Below are 18,437 nucleotides of genomic sequence, written 5' to 3' on the forward strand. Positions count from 1 at the left end.
CGGGCGCGGCTAGGCTCGGCGCAATCGGCTTCAAGAGAGCACGGACGTGCCGCCAGCGCTGGACATCACCATCCCGCCCGACACCGAGGCGGTCGCGCGCCTGTTGGACGCGCTGGAGGCCTTCGCCGAGGAAGCGGAACTGCCGCCCAAGGTCGCGCATCGCCTGGCCGTGGTGGTGGAGGAACTCGCCGCCAATGTCGCCATGCATGGCGGCAGCGGCCCCGGCGCGGCCACCTTCGTCGCCGTCACCGTGCGGCAGCAGGATGGCGCCGTGATCGCCAGCATCGAGGATGACGGCCGCGCCTTCGACCCCCTGTCCCGCGCCGCGCCGGATACCGAGGCCGCGCTGGAGGATCGCGACGTTGGTGGCCTCGGCGTGCATTTCGTGCGGCAGATGACGCGCAGCCTGGACTACAGCCGGGCGGATGGTCGCAACCGGCTGGTCGCCGTGTTGGATGCCTCCGGCTGAGCGGTCCGGCCCCCCGCGTGCAAGCCAGCGGCCTGGCCGCGCCGGCGTTGAGCGCCGTGCAGGAGAGGCTGGCGGGCCTGGCGGGCTTTTCCGAATCGGAGGTGCTGCGCAACCGGCTGCTGCGCGCCGCACCGCTGCTCTCCCGCCTGCCGCTCGACCGCGCCAGCATCGACCATCCGGACTGGGCCGCGCTGCTGGATGCGGTGACGGTGCAGGAGACGCGCATGTTCCGCGCCGCGCCGCAGATCGCCGCCTTCCGGGCCGAGGTGCTGCCGGCGCTCGCCGCGCGCGGGGCGCTGACACTGGTCTCGGCCGGCTGCGCCACGGGGGAGGAGGCCTGGACGCTGGCCATCCTGGCCGCCGGCGCCGGGGTGCCCTGGCAGGTGGAGGGCCTCGACCTCTGCCGCCCGGCGCTGGAGGCGGCCTTGGCGGCACGCTACCGCCTCGGCCCGCCCGATGCGCTGCGCGAAGTGCCGCAAGCGGACCGCGCCATGCTCGATATCGCCGATGGCTGGTTCGAGCCGGCCGAAAACCTGCGCCCGCATGTCGCCTTCCGCCGCGCCAATCTGCTGGATGCCTGCCTGCCGGATGAGGCGGCGGATGCCATCCTCTGCCGCAACGTGCTGATCTACATGACAGAAGAAGGCCGGCTTGCGGTGCTGCGACGGCTGGTCGCGGCGCTGCGTCCGGGCGGCGCGCTGCTGCTGGGCCCGACCGACCGGCCGACGCGCGACATCGGCCTCAGGCCCTGGTCGCGCGACCTGATCGGCATCTGGCGGCGGGAGGGCGCGGATGGCTGAGGCCCCCGCGGCCCTCCTGGCTGGCGGCCACGCCTTTGCCCTTCCGGCCGATGCCGAGGTGGTGGAAGCCGCGCCGCTGCGCCCGGCGCCGCTGGCCGGGCCCGGCATGCTGGGCATCGCCGTGGTGGCGGGGCAGGTGGTGCCGGTGATGGCGGCGGCGCCCGGCCTCCCTGGCGGCCCGGCCTGGGTGCTGCTGGACGGGCCGAATGGCCGCGTCGTGGTGGCCGGGGAGGCCTTTGCCGAAATCCAGCCCCAGGGTGCGAATCACGGCGCGCCGATGCTGGTGCCGCCGCGCCTGGCCGCGCGCCGCGTGCCGCCGGCGCTGCCGGCGGGGCCGGGCGGCTGGTCCGTGCCGATGCGCGGCGCCGCTGTGCGGCAGCTGGCGCTGGCGGCGGAGCTTGGCGGGCTGCGCCTGGTGCTGCCCTTCGCCCTGCTGGAACGGGTCCTCCCCATGCCGGTGCTGCGGCCGGCCCCGGCGGCGGGCGCCGCTGCGCTGGGCTATGCGGTGGCCGCCGGCGCGCCGGTGCTGGTGCTGGACCCGGCCTGGCTGCTGCAGGCGGATCGCCCCGTGGCGGCGGCCGGGCTGCTGGTGCTGTTCCGCCATGGCGGCCGCCGCCTCGGCCTGCCCTGCGACCGCATCGGCCCGGCCCGGCCCGGCGAGGCCACGCTGCTGCCGCGGCTGGAGGCGGCGGCCGAGGAACTTGTGGTCGCCCCGCTGGCCGAGGCCTCGGCGCCGCCGCCCCCCGAACCCAGCCGCGCCTTGCTGCTCTGCGCCGCCGGCGGGCAGGCCTTCGCCTTGCCGGTGGAGGAGGTGGTGGCGGTGATCCCGCCCATCGCCCCGTCGCCCGCGCCCGGGCTCGCGGAGCACCCGATCCATGGCTTCCGCGGTGTCACGGCGCATCGCGGCGATGTGCTGCCGGTGCTGGATGGCGGCCTGCGCCTGGGCGCGACGGAGGTGCTCGGCCGTCACGCCGCGGAAGCGCCGCTGCTGCGCCTGGCCGGGGCGCCGCCGGTGGCGCTGGCGGTCAGCCATGTCACCGGCCTGCGCCGCATCCCGGAACGGCTGATCGCGGCCGTGGCGGGGGAGGGGCTGGTCTCCGCCGTGGTGGCGATGGCGGAGGCGCCGCTGCCGGTCTGCCGCGCCGCCGTGCTGGGCGCCCTGAAGTGATCCGCGTCCTTCTCGTCGACGACAGCGGCTTCATGCGCATGGCGCTGCGGCGGATCATCGAGGCCGAGGGCGACCTGAAGGTGGTCGGCGAGGCCTCGGACGGGGAGGCCGCGATCGAGCAGGCGGCGAAGTTGCGCCCCGATGTCATCGCCATGGATGTGGAGATGCCGCGCCTCGATGGGCTGGAGGCGACGCGGCGCATCATGGCGCTGCCCGATCCGCCGGCGGTGCTGATGGTCAGCCACCATACCAGCGACGGCTCCGCCACCGCGCTGGCGGCGCTGGACCGGGGCGCGGTGGATTACCTGTGCAAGGATGGCGACCTCGGCGGCGTCGATCTCTCGATGCTCGATCGCGAATTGCGTGGCCGGCTGCGGCACTGGGCCGGGCAGCGCGCCAAGGTGCGGCCGGCGGCGCGGGGCGCGGCGCCGGTGCGGGTGGTGCGGGCGGCGGGCGGGGCCGATGTGGTGCTGCTCGGCGCCTCCACCGGCGGGCCGGATGCGCTGGCCGCCTTCCTCTCGGCCGCCGGGCGGCTGCCGGTGCCCTGCGTGGTGGCGCAGCACATGCCGGCCGACCTGGCGCCGGACCTGGCGCAGCACCTGGCCAGGCTTTCGGGCGTGCCGGTCGGCGTCGGGCGCGCGGGGCAGCGGCTGATGTCGGGCGAGGTCACCGTGATTCCGGGCGGCACGGATGGCCACCTGGCGCGCGGCCCGGGGGTGGATGGCGGCTTCGTCTTGCGGCTCGCGGTCGGCGTCGCGGCGGTGCATCCTTCGGTGGACCTGCTGTTCCAGTCGGCGGCGCTGGTGGCGCAGCGTGCGCTCGGCGTGGTGCTGACGGGCATGGGGCGGGACGGGCTGCTGGGGGCGCGGACGATGCAGGACAGGGGCATGCCGGTACTGGCCCAGACGGTGGCGAGCTGCGTCGTCGGCGGCATGCCCGGCGCGCTGATCGAGGCTGGGCTTGCCATCGAGACGGCGGACCCCGCCGGCCTCGGCCGGCGCGTGGCGGCGCTGGTGCGGGAGAAGGTGGCATGACGCCTTCACCCCTGGATCGCGACCTGCTGGACGCCTTCGTGCCGGAATTCGAGGCCGAGGCGGTCCGGCTCGCCATGGTGCGGGATGCCTCGCAGGCGGGGCGCGCGCTGGACCAGCTGCGCGCCATGGCCGCCGCACTCGGCGCGCCCTCGCTGGCCGCGCTGGTGGAGCGGACGGCGCAGGCGCTCGACCCGCTGGACTGGCCCGCCCTGCATGCGGGGGCGGAGGCGCTGGCGCGGCAGGCGATCGCGATCGGTGCGGCCGGCTCCGACCTGCCGCTGCCCGATTCCGCTGCCGAGGCCCCGCCCGAACCCCCGCCCGCCGAAGCGCCCGCCACCCTGCTGGACCGGGAGATGCTGGAGGCCCTGGCGCCCGAATTCGCCGCCGGCTGCGCGCGTCTCGCCGCCGCCCCGGATGCGGTGGAGGCCGGGCGGGCGCTGGACAATCTGCGCGCCATGGCGGGCGCCGTTGGGCTCGCCTCCCTGCTCGCCCTGCTGGCGCCGGCGGCGGGGCTGCTCGACCCCTATGATGCGGCCGCGCTGCGCGACCTGGCCGGCAGGCTCGCGGCGCAGGCGGAGCGGATCGTGCAGGCCGGCGCCGATCTGCCGCCGCAGGAGGAGGCCCGTCCAACCGAGGCCCCGCCGCTGGATCCCGACCTGCTGGCCGCCTTCGCCCCCGAATTCGCCGCCGCCTGCCAAAGGCTCGGCGCCGCCACGGAGGCTGCCGGCGCGGCGCGGGCGGCGGAGGCGCTGCGCGGCATGGCCGGCGCGCTGGGCCTCGATTCGCTGCGCACCCTGCTCGACGCCCTGCCGCTGGAGCCTTTTGCAGCCGCGGCGCTGCCCGGCCATGCCGCGGCCCTGGCGGCCCAGGCCCAGGCCATCGTCGCGGCGGGGCACGACCTGCCCCCGCCCGAGGCCGCCCCCGCCGGTTCGCGCCGCCGCGTGCTGGTGGTGGATGACAGCGCCATGATGCGCCGCCTGGTCCGCGAAACCTTGGCGCTGGATGCGGATTTCGAGGTGGTGGGCGAGGCCGCGGATGGCGTGCAGGCGCTGGCCGCCATGGCCCGCCTGGCCCCCGACCTGACCATGCTGGATATCGAGATGCCGGAGCTGGACGGCATCGGCGTGCTGCGTCGCTGGGCGCTGTCGGGTGGCGGCGCGGTGGTCATCGTCTCCTCCGCCGCAAGGCCGGGCTCCGCCACGGCGGCGGAAGCGCGGCGGCTCGGCGTTGCGGGCATCGTCGGCAAGCCCTCGGGCGCGCTGAGCCCCGACCTGCGCGAGCGCCAGGGCGTGGCGCTGCTGCGCACGGCGCGGCGCGCGGCCGGGCTGGCGGTGGAGGCGCCGAGATGATCGAGCCTGCGGGGGACCCGCAATGATCGAAGACGAGGCGCTCTGGCAGGAATTCGCGGGCGAGTCGGAGGACCACCTGGATGCGATCGACCGCATCCTCTCGGCCGGCGAGTCCGATCGCGGCGCGGTGGACCGGCTGTTCCGCGCCTTCCATTCGCTGAAGGGCATGTCGGATGCGCTCGGCGCGCCCGGCATGAAGAACGTCGCGCATCGCTGCGAGGATCTGCTGGGACTGGCCCGGAACGGCCGGCTCGCGGTGCAGGGCGCCGTCGCGGACGGTCTGCTGGCCGCGGTCGATACGCTTCGCCGCCAGCGCGCCACGGTGCTGCAGGCGCATCGCGACGTGCCGGCGCCGCCGGACCTGCTGGCCCGCCTGGCGGCGTTGGCGGAGGGCGGGCCGACCGCGCCCGTGGCGAAGCCTGCGCCCGCCGCGCCGGCGCCTCAGCTCGGTGCCGGCGCGGCGCTGCTGGGCGCGCTCGCCTCCCGCTTCGAAGCCGCGGCGCCGCTGCTGGCCGGGCTGGTGCAGGACCGCAGGGCGGAGGTGCTGCGCGAGGCCGGGGAGCTGGCCGAGGCGGCGCGCATGCTGGGCCTCGCGCGTCTTGCCGCCGCGGTGGAGCGGCTGGCCCAGGCGGCGGGCGGGCTGGCCGCGCTGCCGGCGCTCGGCGCGCTGCGCCGCGGCCTGGTGCTGCTGGCGGAACAGGCCGGGGAGCCGGCAGGGGCCGGGCCGCTGGCGGGGCCCAAGGGCGGCGAATCCGTCGCGCTGGGGCCGCGCCTGGCGGCGCTGACCCTGCAGCTGGAGGCAGCCCTGGCCGGTGGCGACGCCACCGCCGCCATGGCCGGGGCGGAGGAGGCCGCCGAGGTCGCCGCCGCCTTCGGGCTGGAGGGGCTGGAACACCTTCTGCTGGCCGTGGGCGACCTGGCGGATCGCGCGGCGGATCCGGATGCGGCGGCGATCCTCGCCGCCCAGGGCCCCGCCATCGTCGAGCGCCTGCGCAATGCGGCGGAGGGCGGGCTGGCGGCGCTGCGGGGGGTGGCGGAGGCGCTGCCGGGCACGGACCCGGCCGATCCGCGCATCCCCCCCGGCTTCGCCACGCTGCTGGGCGCCGAGGGGCGCCGCCGGGTGATCGCGGCGCTGGAGGGCGGCCGGCTGCTGGTGCGACTGCGCATGGCCATCGGCGTGCCGGCGGAGCTGGAGGCGGCGGTCGCCGCCGCGCTGGCGGCGGAGGCCGAGGTGCTGACCAGCCGCACCGTGCTGGACGGCCAGCCGCCGCATCTCGACATGCTGCTGGCCGGCCCGTCGGACTTCGATTTGTTGTCCCGCGCCCTGACCGCCGCCGACCCGGCCCGCCGCGTGGTGCTGGACCTGGCCCCGGCCGAGACCGGCCCGGCCCCCGAGACCCCGCCCGGCCGCGCCGCCCCCGTGACCATGCGGGTGCGGCAGGAGACGATCGACCAGATCATCGCGCTGGAGACCGAGGTGCGCGCCGCCGCCCTGGCGCTGGCGGAGGCGCTGGACGATGGCGGCGCGACGGAGGCGCTGGCCGTGCTCGGCGCGCTGGAACGCCGCCTGCCGCCCGGCGCGGCGCGCGAGCTGGGCGGCGCGCTCGGCCGGCTGCGGCAATTGCAGGAGACGCTGGAGCGCACGGAGAACCGCCTGGCCGTCGGGATGCGCCGGCTTGATGATGCGGTAATGGAGTTGCGCGTGGTGCCGGTGGGCACGCTGTTCGGCCGGCTGCCGCGGGTGGTCCGCGCCGTGGCCCAGGCCTCGGGCCGCGAGGTCGAGCTGGTGATGGAGGGCGAGGACGTCACCATCGACCGCAGCCTGGTCGAATTGCTGGCCGACCCGCTGCTGCACCTGACCCGCAACGCCGTGGACCATGGCATCGAACCGCCGGAGGAGCGGGAGGCCGCAGGCAAGCCGCGGCGCGGCACGCTGCGGGTTTCCGCCGCGCGGCGCACCGGCCAGGTGCGGGTGCGGGTTTCCGAGGATGGGCGGGGAATCGACCGCGGCCGCGTGCTGGCGCGTGCCATCGATCGCGGCCTTGTCTCCCCCGAGCAGGCCGCGGCGATGGGGGAGGAGGAGGTGCATGCGCTGCTCTTCCGCCCCGGCTTCTCCACCGCCGAGGCCGTGACGGAAACCTCCGGCCGTGGCGTCGGGCTGGACGTGGTGCAGGATGCGATCCGCCGCGCCGGCGGCACGGTGGAGATCGCCAGCGCGCCAGGGCAGGGCACCAGCTTCACCCTGCGCCTGCCGCTGACCGCCGCGGTGCAGCCCGTGCTGCTGGTGGAATCCGGCGGCCATCCCTATGCCCTGCCGGCGGCGCGGGTGGAGGCGGTGCTGGAGGCCGGCGCCTCGGCGGGCTGCGAGGTGCTGGCGCTGGACCGCCTGGTGGGCGCGACCGGCCGGCCGCCGGCGGGCGGCGGGGCCATCGTGATCGTGAAGTCTGGCGGCCGCAGCTTCGGCCTGGCGGTGGACCGGGTGCAGCGGCGCACCGACCTGCTGCTGCGGCCGATGCATCCCGCGCTCTCCGCCCTGCCGGGCATCGGCGGCGTCGGCGTGCTGGGCAATGGGGAGCCGGTGGTGGTTCTGGAACCGGATGGGTTCGCGCCCGAAGTGACGCCCGGGTGAAACCCGCGGGCGTTTCGGGCGCTGGACGCTGCACGCCGGCGAGGCTAGAGCCCGGCCTCTGCCGCGTGTTCTGCGATTCGTCTCCTGATCTGCTGCTTCGCTGCGTGGCCTGATGTTGTGTGGAAGGACTTGCCCGTGATTGACCGTCGCCATGCGCTCGGTGCCGGCGGCCTCGCGCTGCTGCTGGCCGCCTGCCAAAAAGTGGTTCCGCCGCGAATCCTGCCGGAGGACGGCACCATCGACCTGCTGACACTGCTGCGCGGCAAGCCGGAGCATCGCCGCTTCGCCGCCGCGCTGACGGTGGCCGGCGCGGCGCCGCGGCTCGGCCTGCGCAGCGGCGCGGTGACGCTTTTCGCCCCGGTGAATGAGGGCTTCGACGGGCTGCCGGCGCCGGTGCTGGCGCTGCTGGACAATCCGCCCGAGAACCCGACCGAGGCGCAGCGCGCTTTGGTGCAGCCCATCGTCTTCGCCAATGCCGCCTTCGGCCTGCTGCGGCTGGAGGATATCGCGGCGCGCCGCAATGTGGTGGTGACCTGGGACCGCGCCCGGCTGATGGTGCAGCCGACCGGCGCCCGCACCGCGACGCTGGCGCGCGAGGGTGTGACCCCCGTGGCCGGCCGGGCCCCGGTGGCCGTGACGCGGGCCAATGTGCTGGCCTCCGACGGCGTCTTCCACGTGACCAACGCGCCGGTCCTGCCGGGCTGACCAGCGGCCGAGACCCTCTCCCCTAATTCGGGGAGAGGGCTAGCCCGACTAGCCAGCGTAGCGCAGCGCAAGGGCGGTGATGTCGTCCGCCTGCGGGGCGCCGTTGGCGAAGGCGGTCACGGCGCGCAGCACGGTATCCACCACCTCGCGCGGGTCGGTGCCGGCGGCGGCCAGGGCCTGTTCCAGGCGGTCCCGCCCGAAGAAGCCGCCCTTGTCGTCCTCGGCTTCCGACACGCCGTCGGAATAGCAGAACATGGTCTGCCCGGACTTCAGCTGGAAGGGGTCGGAGGCATAGGGGATGCCCTCCATCACCCCCAGCGCCGGCTGGCGGCGCAGCTTTTCCATTAGCCGCGGCGCGGCGCCGGCGGCCACCAGGATGGGAATGTCGTGGCCGGCCACCGCGATCCGCCCGGCGCCGGTGGTGCCATCGATCACGCCCACTACGACGGTGACGAAGGTCTGGCTCTCATTGTCGATCGCCAGGTCGTCATTGGTCATGGCCAGGATCGCGCCCGGATCCGGCGCGCCATCGGCGGGCGCGAGGCGCTTGGCGGCGGCGCGCATCAGGCCCAGCGTGCGCGCCATGGTCAGCCCCGCCGGCGCGCCCTTGCCCGAGACATCGGCCACCGCGAACAGCATGTGCTTCGCATCCAGCCGGATGCAGTCGTAGAGATCGCCGCCCACCTGCCGCGCCGGCACCATGGCCGCATGCACGGCCAACTGCCCGGTGGCCGCCCCCGGGAAATCGCGCGGGACGAGGGAGAGCTGCGCGGCGCGGGCCGATTCCAACTCTGCCTCCAGCGCCGCCAGCCGGGCATCGGCCAGGTCGCGCAGCCGCTTCTTTTCCAGCACCGCGCCGAGCCGGGCCTTCAGCAGCGGCGGGTCGAAGGATTTCGGCAGATAGTCCTCGGCGCCCAGCTCGATGCAGCGGACGATCTTCTCCATCTCCGTCAGCGCGGAGATGACGATGACGGGCGGCGCCGCGCCGCGCGCCACGCGAAGCTGCTCAAGCACGCCGATGCCGTCCAGGTTCGGCATTTCCAGGTCGAGCAGCATGATGTCGAAGCGCGCCTTTTCCAGCGCCGCCATGCCCTGCACGCCGTCCTCGGCCATGGTGACATTGGGGTAGCCGAGCTCCGCCAGCCGGCGCTTCAGCACCAGCCGGTTGAAGCTGCTGTCATCGACGACCAGGATCGCGACATCCTCGCCCTGCAATTGGGTCTCGCTCACGCGCCCTTGCTCCGGTCTGACGCCATGGCTTCCACCACGCTGCGCGTTTCGGCCGCGAGTTTGGACAGGTCGATCATGGTCACGGTGATCTCCTCGGCGGCCGTCGCATTGGACTGGCCGATGCGGGACAGGGTGCTGACCCGGTCCGTGATGGAGGTGACGGTGGCCTGCTGCTCCTCCATCGCCACCGCGATGGCCCCGGCCAGCCGGGCGCTTTCCGTCACCAGGGTCTCCAGCTCGTCCATCGCTTCGCCCACCGCGGCGGCGGTGCCGCTGCCTTCGCGGGTGCGGCGGCCAGCGACGAGCACCACGTCCGCGATTTCCTGCGCCAGGCTCTCGCTGCTGGCGGCGAGCGCCCGCACCTCCTCCGCCACCACGGCCAGGCCGCGGCCGTGCTCGCCGGCGCGGGCGGCCTCGATGGCGGCGTTGATGGCGAGGATATTCGTTTGCGTCGCGATCTTGGCGATGGTGCCGGCGATGCGGGTCACCCGCTCGGTATCCTCGGCCACCGCATCCACCAGCTCGATCAGGCTGCGCAGCTTCACCAGGTTCTCGGCCAGAAGCGTCTTGGACTCGTCCGCGCGGTCGCTGCTGTCCTGCGTGGTGCGGTTGACCTCGCGCACCGCATCCTGGGTCTGGCCCAGCGCCTCCTCCACCTGGCGCAGCTCCGCCAGCTGGGTCATGGCGCCGTCCGAGACCTGGCTGATGGCGTCCGAGGCCTGGGTGGTGGCGATGGCGGTGCGGCGGGCGTTTTCCAGCGCCGTCTCGGTCAGGTTCCGGGCGGCGACCAGGTTCTCGCGGAAGACCAGCAGGGCGCGCGCCATGTCGCCCACCTGGTCCGTGCGGTCCGCCCCGGGCACGGCGGTTTCCACCGCGCCGCGGGACAGGCTGACCATGGCCATGGCCAGCCGCGACAGTGGCCGCGCCAGCAGCCGGACCAGCACCACCCAGACCAGGGCGCAGCCCACCAGCCCGGCAATGGCCGCGGCAATGACGATGGTGCGCGCCTGCTGTTCCAGTTGCCGCGCGGCGGCGAGCGATTCATCGGAGCTGCGCTTCACCTCCGCCCGCGCCGCCGTGGCCACGCGGTTGAAGGCGGAGGCGAAGTCCAGCCATTCCTCATGCAGCGGCCCGAACATGGCGCGCTGCCGGGCGGCGAAGGCGGCGCGCACCTGTTCGGTGAAGTCCGGCAGGCGGCGGGCCATGTCCACGCCGCCGCCCAGCACGATGGGGTCGATCTGCGGGCCGAGCAGGGCGACCATCCGGTCGAAGGATTCGCCGATCAGCTGGCCATTGCGCACCATGCGCTGGGCACTCGGGCCCGGCTGCAGCACGCCGGCAATGACGCTGGCGAAGGCGGAGGAGAAATCCGCGACGTTCAGCGCCAGGTCGTCCACCGCCGCATCGGCGTCCCGGTCCCTGAGGCCCAGGCGTTCGATGATCACCACCTGCCGGCCCACCACCACCAGCGCGGCGCCGGAAAGCAGGCCGACCACCACCACCATCAGCAGCGTGATCAGCCCGGCGCGGACGCCGATCCGGCCGAGCCAGGCGCCGAATTTGGAGGCCCCGGGCGCCGCGGTGCCGGCGCGCAGGCCGGCGTGATGCGGGGCAGCCTGGGCAGGGGTCTTGTCCGGCATGGCTCAGCCCTGGTCCTGGAAAGGTGCGAAGCGGCGCATGCGAGGGTCCGGCTGGCCTGTTTTACCTTGGTGTCAGGCTACAGGCCGCGCACCCCGGCAACAAGCGCGGCCGGTTTGACGTCGACGATCCGCCGCTGGATGCTCGGCCCAGGGGGGACCCCAAGGCGGGACCCGGAACGAGGAAACAGACCATGGCCGAGCATCCCTTCACGCTGGAAGACCTGGAAACCCTGCGGCAGTGGGATACGCCGACCATCTGCAATGCCTTGGAATTCGTCGCCCCGGCCCGGCGCGGCCATGGCTTCACGGTGCGGCCGCTGGTCGCCGCCGACCGCAAGCTGCAGCCGATCTGCGGCCTGGCGCGCACCGGCACCATCCGCGCCGCCGCCCCCTCCGGCCGGCCGAAGGAGGTGGACCGCAAGATCCGCCTCGGCTGGTACGAATATGTCGAGCGCGCCTCGCTGCCCACCATTGTGGTGCTGCAGGACCTGGACGACACGCCCGGCGTCGGCGCCTTCTGGGGCGAGGTGCATTCGGCGGTGCACAAGGCGCTGGGCGCGCAGGGCGGCATCACCAATGGCTCGATCCGCGACCTCGACATGCTGGCGCCCGGCTTCCAGCTATTGGCCGGCGTGGTGAATCCCAGCCACGCCTTCGTGCACATGGTGGCCTATGGGCAGGAAGTGACCGTGCATGGGATGCATGTGCAGCATGAGGATGTGATCCATGCCGACCACCACGGCGCGGTGGTGATCCCGCACGACGCCGTCCGCAAGATTCCGGCTGCCATCGAGCTGGGTGCGCGGAAGGAGAAGGTGATCCTGGACCTCTGCAAGGACCCGGATTTCAGCGCGGCGAAGCTGGCAGCCGCGATCGCGCAGGCGGACGAGATCCATTGACCCTGGGCCGGGCCGGCTGGCCGCTGGCCCTTTGGCCGGTTCTGGCCTTGGCCCAGGCGCCGGGGTGGGAGACGCGCGTGGTGGAGCTCGCGCCCGCCATGCGCGCCTGCCTCGCCACGCGGCCCGGCGGCATGGTGGTGGCGGCCTGGGAGGCGGAGCGCGGCCTGACCATGGCCCGGCTGCTGCTGCCCGGCGGAGCGCGGGAGGATTGCCTGGCGCATCCGAACGGCATGCTGGTGGAGCGCCGCGAAGCTGTGGCGGAGGCGGATCGCCGGCCGGATGAGGCGCTGCGCGCCTTCATGCTGGAACGGCGCTGCGTAGATGCCTGGCGGGTAGTGGACGAGGCGGGAAGGGAGCTGGGGTGGCTGGCATATCCGGGATGCGGGTAGGTTTGGGAAAGGTCCGCCCGGAATGGGTGGATCACTACGGCCATATGAACCTGGCCTATTACCTGGTGGTCTTCGACCTCGCGACGGATGAGGTCTGGCCGGAATGGGGCCTCGGCCCGGCGCTGCGGGCGCGGGGTCTCGGCACTTTTGCCGTGGAATCCTGGCAGGCCTATCGGCGGGAGGTCGTGCTGGACGCGCCGCTTGCGGCCGAAAGCGCGCTGCTGGCCTTCGATGCCAAGCGGCTGCTGCTGCGGCATCGGCTGTATCATGGGGAGGAGGGCTGGCTGTCCGCGGAGAATGAGGTGCTGTTCCTCTGCGTCGATCTCGCGACGCGGAAGGTGGCGGCCTGGCCGGAGGATGTGCTGGTGCGCTTCGAAGCGGTGAAGGTGGCGGAGGCGCCGCAGCGGCTGGCCTTGACGCGTCAGCGGTAGCCGGCGGCCTGCAGCTCGAACAGCTCGGCGTAGCGGCCGCCCTCCGCCAACAGTTCTTCATGCGTCCCCTGGCTCTCCACCTTGCCCTCCGCCAACACCAGGATGCGGTCCGCCATGCGGACCGAGGAGAAGCGGTGGGAGATCAGCACCGCCGTCTTGCCCTGGCTCAGCTCCTTGAACCGGGCAAATACCTCGTATTCGGCGCGGGCGTCGAGCGCCGCGGTTGGCTCGTCCAGGATCAGCACCTCCGCCTCTCGCATATAGGCCCGCGCAATGGCGATCTTCTGCCATTCGCCGCCCGAAAGCTCGAAGCCGTTCTTGAAGCGCTTGCCGATCATCTGGGCGAGGCCCTCCGGCAGGCGGGCGATCACCGCATCCGCCTGGCTGCGCTGGGCCGCGCGCTCGATGCGTGCCGTGTCCTCGCGCGCGGTGATGCGGCCGACGGCGATGTTGTCGGCGGCGGTGAAATTGTAGCGCACGAAATCCTGGAAGATTACGCCGATGCCGGCACGCAGCCCGTCCAGGTCGTACTCCCGCAGGTCGCGGCCATCGAGCAGGATGCGGCCCTCATCCGGGTCGTAGAGCCGCGTCAGCAGTTTTACGAGCGTGGTCTTGCCGGCGCCGTTCTCGCCGACCAGGGCCACCACCTCGCCGGCGTTCAGGGTGAAGGACAGGTGGCGCACGGCCCAGCGCTCGGCGCCAGGGTAGCGGAAGCCGACATCCTCGAAGACGAAACCCTGGCGGATCGGCGCGGGCATCGGCAGGGGATTGGTGGGCGACAGGATCTCGGCCTTCACCTCGAAGAAGCGGAACAGGTCGTCCAGGTACAGCGCCTGGCTGGCGGTGGTGGAGAAGCCGGTGAGCAGACCCTCCAGCAGTTGCCGCAGCCTTCGAAAAGAGCCGGCGAGGAAGGTCAGGTCGCCGACGCTGAAGGCGCCCTCCAGCGTGCGCCAGACGATGAAGGCGAAGGCGAGGTAGTAGCCCGCCGTGCCGATCGCGGTGAAGGCGCCGCCCCATCCTGCGCGCCGCAGTGCCAGCCTGCGGTTGCCCGCGTAGAAGGCGGCGGAGAGCTGTGCGTAGCGGTCGATGAGGAAGCCGTTGAGCCCAAAGACCTTCACCTCCTTCGCCGTCTCGGCGCTGGCGGCGGTGGCGCGGACGTAGTCCAGTTCGCGCCGCTCGGGCGCGCGAAAATAGTCCAGCGCATAGCTCTGCGCATTGAAGTGGGATTCGCCGAGGAAGGCGGGGACCAGGGCCACCAGCAGCAGGGCGATCAGCCAGGGGGCATAGAGCAGCAGGCCGGCGGCGAAGCTCGCCACCGTCAGCAGATCCTGCACCTGGTTGAGAAGATATCCGAGGAACTGCATCCGGCCGCTGGTCTGGCGGCGGGCGCGGTCGAGCTGGTCCTGGAAGGTCGCATCCTCGAAAGCCTTGAGGTCCAGCGTCGCCGCATGCTGCATCAGGCGGATCGAGGCGGTATTGGCGACGCGCTCGCCCAGCAGCGTATCCACCAGCCCCACCACGCGGCCGAGCAGGTCGCCCAATATGGCCAGGCCGAATTCCGCCAGGACCAGCCAGCCGAGCCAGTCGAGCCGGCCGGAGGCATACCAGGCCCAGGGGCTGTCCGGCCGCGGCGTTTCGCCCAGCAGCGCCACCACATCGTCGATGATCAGCTTGCCGAGGAACAGCGCCGCCACCGGCAGCAGGGCGCGCACCAGCCGCAGCGCGAGCGAGGCAGCGGTCAGCCAGGGGCTGGTCTGCCAGACCATGGCCAGGAAAGGCCCGAGGTTGCGCAGCGCCCCCAGCCGTTCGCGAAAGTTCTTCGCCTGGCGCGGCGGCGGGGGGCGGCGGCCGCTCATGCGCGGTTCACCACCCAGATGCCGGCGCCGATCAGCACCAGCGCGCCGAGCAGAGCGGGGGTCACGGGCTCGCCCAGGATCAGCGCGGAAAAGGCCACGCCGAAGGCCGGCGTCAGGAACAGGAAGGGGGCGAGGCGGGAGGCCGGATGCCGCGACATGATCCAGAACCAGGCGACATAGCTGGCGAAGGCAACCCCCAGAACCACATAGGCCAGTGACCACCAGACCACGGCACTCGGCGCGAAGACGCCGCGCTCGCCCAGCGCGAAGCCGAGGGGGATGAGCATGGAGGACACCAGCAGCTGATACAGCAGCGTGCGCTCCGGCGCGATGCGCGTCAGGCCGCTCGCCTTGATGGTGGCGATGGTGCCGCCCCAGGCGAGGCCGGCCAGCAGGGCCAGCGCGTCGCCGGCGAGCTGAATGCCGCCGAGCCTCTCGTAGAAGATCAGCGGCGGGCCGCAGAAGGCGAGCAGCAGCCCGGCCAGCTTGCGCCGCGTCAGCCGGTCATCCGGCAGCAGGAAGTGGGTGCCGAGGGTCGCGAAGAAGGGCCCGGTATAGAGCAGCACGCCGACCCGCGCCGCCGTGGTGCGCTCCAGCGCCGCGAAGATGGCGTAGAATTCCAGCGCAAACAGCGCGCCGCAGAGCAGCCCCGCCGCCAGCGTGCCGTCCCGCTTCACCAGGGTGACCCCTCGCCACCAGCACCAGGCGAGCAGCGGCGGCACCGCGAGCGCCGAACGCAGCCCCGCCTGCACCAGCGGCGAGATTCCCTCGCCGCCGAGCTTCATCGCCACCTGCGCAAAGCCCCAGCTGGCGCAGAGCAGCAGCAGAAGCGCGATATCGGCCGGGCTGAGGCGCGCCGTCACGCCTGGTGGCGCAGCACGCCGCCGACCACGGTGGCCGTCACCTGGGTCTCCGCGATTCCCTCGCCATTCAGCACGTCACGATCCAGCACGATGAGATCCGCCAGCTTGCCAACCTCCAGCGAGCCTTTTTCGGCCTCCTCCCGCTGCGCCCAGGCGCCCAGGGTGGTGTAGGCGCGGATCGCCTCCAGCGGCGTGATGGCCTGGGATGCGTCGAGGTCGGCGCCGGTGGTGGTGCGGCGAGTGACCATGGCGGCAAGCGCGGTCCAGGGGGAGACGCGGCAGACGGCGAAGTCCGAATGGCCGGGGGCGGGCACGCCGGCATCGATCAGCGCGCGATGCGGCCACATGTGGCGCATGGCGTCCTGCCCGCGATTGGCGACATAGGCTTCGCCGAGTTCGTCCATGAAGCCCGTGGCGGAGCTGTCCACGAAGCCGCCGCGCTTCAGGCGGGCCAGGATTTTGGGCGTGACGAAGCAGCAGTGCTCGACGCGCATGCGATGATCCGCCACGGGATGCGCGGCGAGGGCGGCTTCCATGACATCGAGGGCAAAGTCGATGCCGCGATCGCCGACGCCCTCGATCATCACCTGCAGCCCAGCGGCATGGGCGGCGGTCGCACGTTGCGTCAGGTCTTCCTTGTCATAGAGCAGCATGCCGGTATTGGGCACGGGCTCGCCGGGCACGGGCGTGCCGAGATAGGGATCCCAATAGGCGGCGGTGCGGCCGGAGGTGGAGCAATCCGGGCACCACTCCACGCCGATGAGCCGAAGCCAGTCATCACCAAATCCCGACTGGATGCCGGCGCCGATCAGCGCGGGAATCAGCGGCTCGTCGCGGCCGGAGGCGATGATGCCCATGCGCATCCGCCATTTCCCGTCGCGCCGCATTTTTTGGTAGGCACGGATCGCTTTGGCCGGCGTCAGCGAATTGGCAACGGAGGTAATCCCGGCGGCGAGGCACTGGTCCTGCACCTGCTCCATGCCCTCCGCGATATCCGCCTCGCTGTCCTGGCCGTGCACCGCATTGAGGAAGACATGCGCCGCCGTCTCCCGCACCAGCCCCGTGAAGCTGCCATCGGCCAGGCGGTCGTAGCGGCCGAAGGCGGGGTCGGGCGTGTCCCGCGTCACGCCACAGGCAGCGAAGGCGGCGGAATTGGCCAGGCCCAGATGGCCGTCGGTGCGCAGGATGAAGATCGGCCGCCCGAGGCTCGCCGCGTCCAGCTCCGCCAGCGTCGGATAGCCGCCGCTGGCACGCTCGTTCAGCCGGTAGAAGGCGCACCACTGGCCGGGTGTGGCCTGTTCGCAACGGGCACGGATGCGAGACAGCAGCGCGTCGCGTGTCGCCACATGATCCGGCGAGACCAGCGTCCAGGCGCGCAGCCGCAGCGCATAGGCATCCGGATGCGCATGGCTGTCCACGATGCCGGGCAGGACGCGCCGGCCCTCGGCATTGAGGATTTTGGTGCCGGGCCCCGCGAGGTCGCGCAGCCCGTCATCGCCCATCGCGACGATGCGGCCATTGTGGGACGCCAGCGCGGTACATTCGCGGGCCGCCGTATCCATCGTCGCGATGCGGCCATTGAGGAGCAGGAAATCGGGGCTCATGCCGCCATCCGGTCGATCTGGTCGCGCAGCCGGTACCAGCCGCCGACGAAGGGCAGGAACCAGGGCGTGCCGGTATAGGTCGGCCGCGTCGGGAAATTCAGCCCGTCCAGGGCAAAACGCTCATTCGCCGCGCCAGCCAGCTTCAGCGCCACGTTGTGGCCGAGCCAGGTAGCCATGGCGACGCCGCTGCCCTGGCAGCCGGCCGCGAAATGCACGCCATCCTGCACGCCGATATGCGGCAGGTAGTCGAAGGTGAAGGCCACGTAGCCCGTCCAGGCATGCGTGATCTTCGTCTGGGCCAGCTCCGGAAAGGTCGCCGTCATGTAGCTGTGCAGCGTCGGCGCGGATTGCTCCGCCGTCGCCGCCCGGAAACTCGCGCGGCCGCCCCAGAGCACGCGCTTGCCGTCTGGTGACGGTCGAAAATAGTTCAGCACGCGCTTGCTGTCCGAAATCATGCGGCGGCCGGGAAAGAGCCGGTCCATCGTCTCCGGCGGCAGTTCTTCGGTGGCGATGAGGTAGGAATTCAGCGGCACCAGGCGCCGCGCCAGCCAGGGCAAAGCGGTGCCGCGGGCGTCCTTGGTGTAGCCGTTGGTTGCCACCAGCACCGCATCCGCGCGCAGCTCGCCCTTGTCGGTGGCGAGGCGAAAGCCGCTACCCTCCTGCTTCACGCCGGTCACGCGCACGCCATCCACCAAATGCGCGCCCGCACCCTCCGCCGCCGCCGCCAGGCCGCGCGCATACTTTCCGGGATGCAGGCTGCCCGTCGCCGCGGCCGCCATGCCGCCGTGGTAGTGGTCGCTCCCCAAAAATTCGCGCTGGCGTTCCTTGGGCACCATCTCGGTCGGCAGGCCGGTGACCTTGGCGATCCACTCGGCTCGGCCCGCCATCGCCTTGTAATGTCCCTTGGACCAGGCGCCCATGTAGCGGCCGCAGCGGACATAGTCGCAGTCGATCCCCTCCCGCGCGATGGTCTCCTCGATGAAGGGGAAGGAGGCCGCGGCGGCCTCGGTGATACGCTGCGCCTGCTCGGGGCCGTACTGCGCCTCCAGCCCCGTGGAGGCGACCTTCAGCCCGCCCGAGACCATGCCGCCATTGCGGGAGGAGGCGCCCCAGCCGATCCGCTCCGCATCCAGCACCGTCACCTCGTGACCCAGGCGCCGCAGCGTCAGCGCGGCCGAGAGCCCGGCATAGCCGCCGCCGACGATCGCAACCGCCGTATGGTCGGGCAGGGGGTTGTCGCGGTCGGGCGGCTCGGCGGCTTCCCACCACCAGGGGCGCGCCTGGAAACCGGGCGCGAAGAGCGGATGAAGATCAGTCATTGCCGTGGCGCGCGTCCCGCTGTTCACTTGGTCCCAACAAGGTTCCCGCCGG

At 72.9% G+C, this 18,437-nt stretch carries 16 protein-coding genes; 10 read left to right on the forward strand and 6 right to left on the reverse strand.

All coding sequences use genetic code 11. The annotated features are described in order from the left end of the window. The first annotated feature begins 46 nt into the window (after nucleotides 1-46). The 7 genes from J3S20_RS09110 (at nucleotide 47) to J3S20_RS09140 (ending at nucleotide 8,154) form a co-directional block, all read left to right on the forward strand. Nucleotides 47-469, forward strand: coding sequence for an ATP-binding protein (locus tag J3S20_RS09110; protein WP_216836124.1), 423 nt, complete (start codon nucleotides 47-49; stop codon nucleotides 467-469). Between the two features lie 17 nt (nucleotides 470-486). Next, nucleotides 487-1,269 (forward strand): CheR family methyltransferase, encoded by a 783-nt coding sequence (locus J3S20_RS09115; protein WP_216836125.1) that lies wholly within the window; start codon nucleotides 487-489, stop codon nucleotides 1,267-1,269. After that, a complete protein-coding gene (locus J3S20_RS09120) occupies nucleotides 1,262-2,437 on the forward strand; it encodes a chemotaxis protein CheW (protein ID WP_216836126.1) in 1,176 nt (391 codons plus the stop codon). The genes J3S20_RS09115 and J3S20_RS09120 overlap by 8 nt, the downstream gene beginning before the upstream one ends. After that, nucleotides 2,434-3,471, forward strand: a complete 1,038-nt coding sequence (locus J3S20_RS09125) for a chemotaxis protein CheB (protein ID WP_216836127.1) — start codon at nucleotides 2,434-2,436, stop codon at nucleotides 3,469-3,471. Before J3S20_RS09120 ends, J3S20_RS09125 begins: the two co-directional genes overlap by 4 nt. After that, nucleotides 3,468-4,820 carry a response regulator gene (locus J3S20_RS09130; protein WP_216836128.1) on the forward strand — a complete coding sequence of 451 codons (1,353 nt, stop codon included), beginning with the start codon at nucleotides 3,468-3,470 and terminating at the stop codon, nucleotides 4,818-4,820. Before J3S20_RS09125 ends, J3S20_RS09130 begins: the two co-directional genes overlap by 4 nt. Nucleotides 4,821-4,842: 22 nt before the next feature. Continuing rightward, nucleotides 4,843-7,449, forward strand: a complete 2,607-nt coding sequence (locus J3S20_RS09135) for an ATP-binding protein (protein ID WP_216836129.1) — start codon at nucleotides 4,843-4,845, stop codon at nucleotides 7,447-7,449. A 135-nt stretch (nucleotides 7,450-7,584) separates the two neighbouring features. After that, nucleotides 7,585-8,154 carry a fasciclin domain-containing protein gene (locus tag J3S20_RS09140; protein WP_216836130.1) on the forward strand — a complete coding sequence of 190 codons (570 nt, stop codon included), beginning with the start codon at nucleotides 7,585-7,587 and terminating at the stop codon, nucleotides 8,152-8,154. A gap of 48 nt (nucleotides 8,155-8,202) precedes the next feature. On the opposite strand, the gene J3S20_RS09145 is transcribed toward J3S20_RS09140, so the two are convergent. Both J3S20_RS09145 and J3S20_RS09150 read right to left on the reverse strand, forming a co-directional pair. Continuing rightward, on the reverse strand, nucleotides 8,203-9,384 hold the full coding sequence (locus J3S20_RS09145) for a PP2C family protein-serine/threonine phosphatase (RefSeq protein ID WP_343215189.1): 1,182 nt from the start codon (nucleotides 9,382-9,384) through the stop codon (nucleotides 8,203-8,205). Next, nucleotides 9,381-11,024: a methyl-accepting chemotaxis protein gene (locus J3S20_RS09150; protein WP_216836131.1), complete on the reverse strand. Its 1,644-nt coding sequence runs from the start codon at nucleotides 11,022-11,024 to the stop codon at nucleotides 9,381-9,383. Before J3S20_RS09150 ends, J3S20_RS09145 begins: the two co-directional genes overlap by 4 nt. A 191-nt stretch (nucleotides 11,025-11,215) precedes the next feature. Between J3S20_RS09150 and J3S20_RS09155 the strand changes: the two genes are divergently transcribed. The 3 genes from J3S20_RS09155 to J3S20_RS09165 are packed head-to-tail and all read left to right on the forward strand — an operon-like array spanning nucleotide 11,216 to nucleotide 12,743. Next, complete coding sequence (locus tag J3S20_RS09155; RefSeq protein ID WP_216836132.1) at nucleotides 11,216-11,923, forward strand: RraA family protein; 708 nt, start codon at nucleotides 11,216-11,218, stop codon at nucleotides 11,921-11,923. Further along, a complete protein-coding gene (locus J3S20_RS09160) occupies nucleotides 11,920-12,312 on the forward strand; it encodes a hypothetical protein (protein ID WP_216836133.1) in 393 nt (130 codons plus the stop codon). Before J3S20_RS09155 ends, J3S20_RS09160 begins: the two co-directional genes overlap by 4 nt. 2 nt (nucleotides 12,313-12,314) lie before the next feature. Then, a complete protein-coding gene (locus tag J3S20_RS09165) occupies nucleotides 12,315-12,743 on the forward strand; it encodes an acyl-CoA thioesterase (protein ID WP_216836134.1) in 429 nt (142 codons plus the stop codon). Here J3S20_RS09165 and J3S20_RS09170 read toward each other — a convergent pair. Genes J3S20_RS09170 through J3S20_RS09185 form a run of 4 tightly spaced genes read right to left on the reverse strand, consistent with a single transcriptional unit; the run spans nucleotide 12,734 to nucleotide 18,385 of the window. Beyond that, a complete protein-coding gene (locus J3S20_RS09170) occupies nucleotides 12,734-14,599 on the reverse strand; it encodes an ABC transporter ATP-binding protein (protein ID WP_246602522.1) in 1,866 nt (621 codons plus the stop codon). The two genes, J3S20_RS09165 and J3S20_RS09170, sit on opposite strands and share 10 nt — an antisense overlap. Then, nucleotides 14,596-15,462, reverse strand: coding sequence for a DMT family transporter (locus J3S20_RS09175; protein WP_343215190.1), 867 nt, complete (start codon nucleotides 15,460-15,462; stop codon nucleotides 14,596-14,598). Before J3S20_RS09175 ends, J3S20_RS09170 begins: the two co-directional genes overlap by 4 nt. Further along, nucleotides 15,459-17,066, reverse strand: coding sequence for an amidohydrolase (locus J3S20_RS09180; RefSeq protein ID WP_216836135.1), 1,608 nt, complete (start codon nucleotides 17,064-17,066; stop codon nucleotides 15,459-15,461). Before J3S20_RS09180 ends, J3S20_RS09175 begins: the two co-directional genes overlap by 4 nt. Further along, nucleotides 17,063-18,385 carry an NAD(P)/FAD-dependent oxidoreductase gene (locus J3S20_RS09185; protein WP_216836136.1) on the reverse strand — a complete coding sequence of 441 codons (1,323 nt, stop codon included), beginning with the start codon at nucleotides 18,383-18,385 and terminating at the stop codon, nucleotides 17,063-17,065. The genes J3S20_RS09180 and J3S20_RS09185 overlap by 4 nt, the downstream gene beginning before the upstream one ends. Between the last annotated feature and the right edge of the window lie 52 nt (nucleotides 18,386-18,437).

This window comes from Falsiroseomonas tokyonensis (assembly GCF_019024325.1).
Classification (GTDB): Bacteria; Pseudomonadota; Alphaproteobacteria; order Acetobacterales; family Acetobacteraceae; genus Falsiroseomonas; species Falsiroseomonas tokyonensis.

Excerpts from the sequence above, each read along its gene's own strand:
- J3S20_RS09150 (WP_216836131.1), bottom strand. The coding sequence starts at position 11,024 with ATGCCGGACAAGACCCCTGCCCAGGCTGCCCCGCATCACGCCGGCCTG.
- J3S20_RS09135 (WP_216836129.1), top strand. The coding sequence starts at position 4,843 with ATGATCGAAGACGAGGCGCTCTGGCAGGAATTCGCGGGCGAGTCGGAG.
- J3S20_RS09185 (WP_216836136.1), bottom strand. The coding sequence starts at position 18,385 with ATGACTGATCTTCATCCGCTCTTCGCGCCCGGTTTCCAGGCGCGCCCC.
- J3S20_RS09170 (WP_246602522.1), bottom strand. The coding sequence starts at position 14,599 with ATGAGCGGCCGCCGCCCCCCGCCGCCGCGCCAGGCGAAGAACTTTCGC.
- J3S20_RS09120 (WP_216836126.1), top strand. The coding sequence starts at position 1,262 with ATGGCTGAGGCCCCCGCGGCCCTCCTGGCTGGCGGCCACGCCTTTGCC.
- J3S20_RS09130 (WP_216836128.1), top strand. The coding sequence starts at position 3,468 with ATGACGCCTTCACCCCTGGATCGCGACCTGCTGGACGCCTTCGTGCCG.
- J3S20_RS09155 (WP_216836132.1), top strand. The coding sequence starts at position 11,216 with ATGGCCGAGCATCCCTTCACGCTGGAAGACCTGGAAACCCTGCGGCAG.
- J3S20_RS09180 (WP_216836135.1), bottom strand. The coding sequence starts at position 17,066 with ATGAGCCCCGATTTCCTGCTCCTCAATGGCCGCATCGCGACGATGGAT.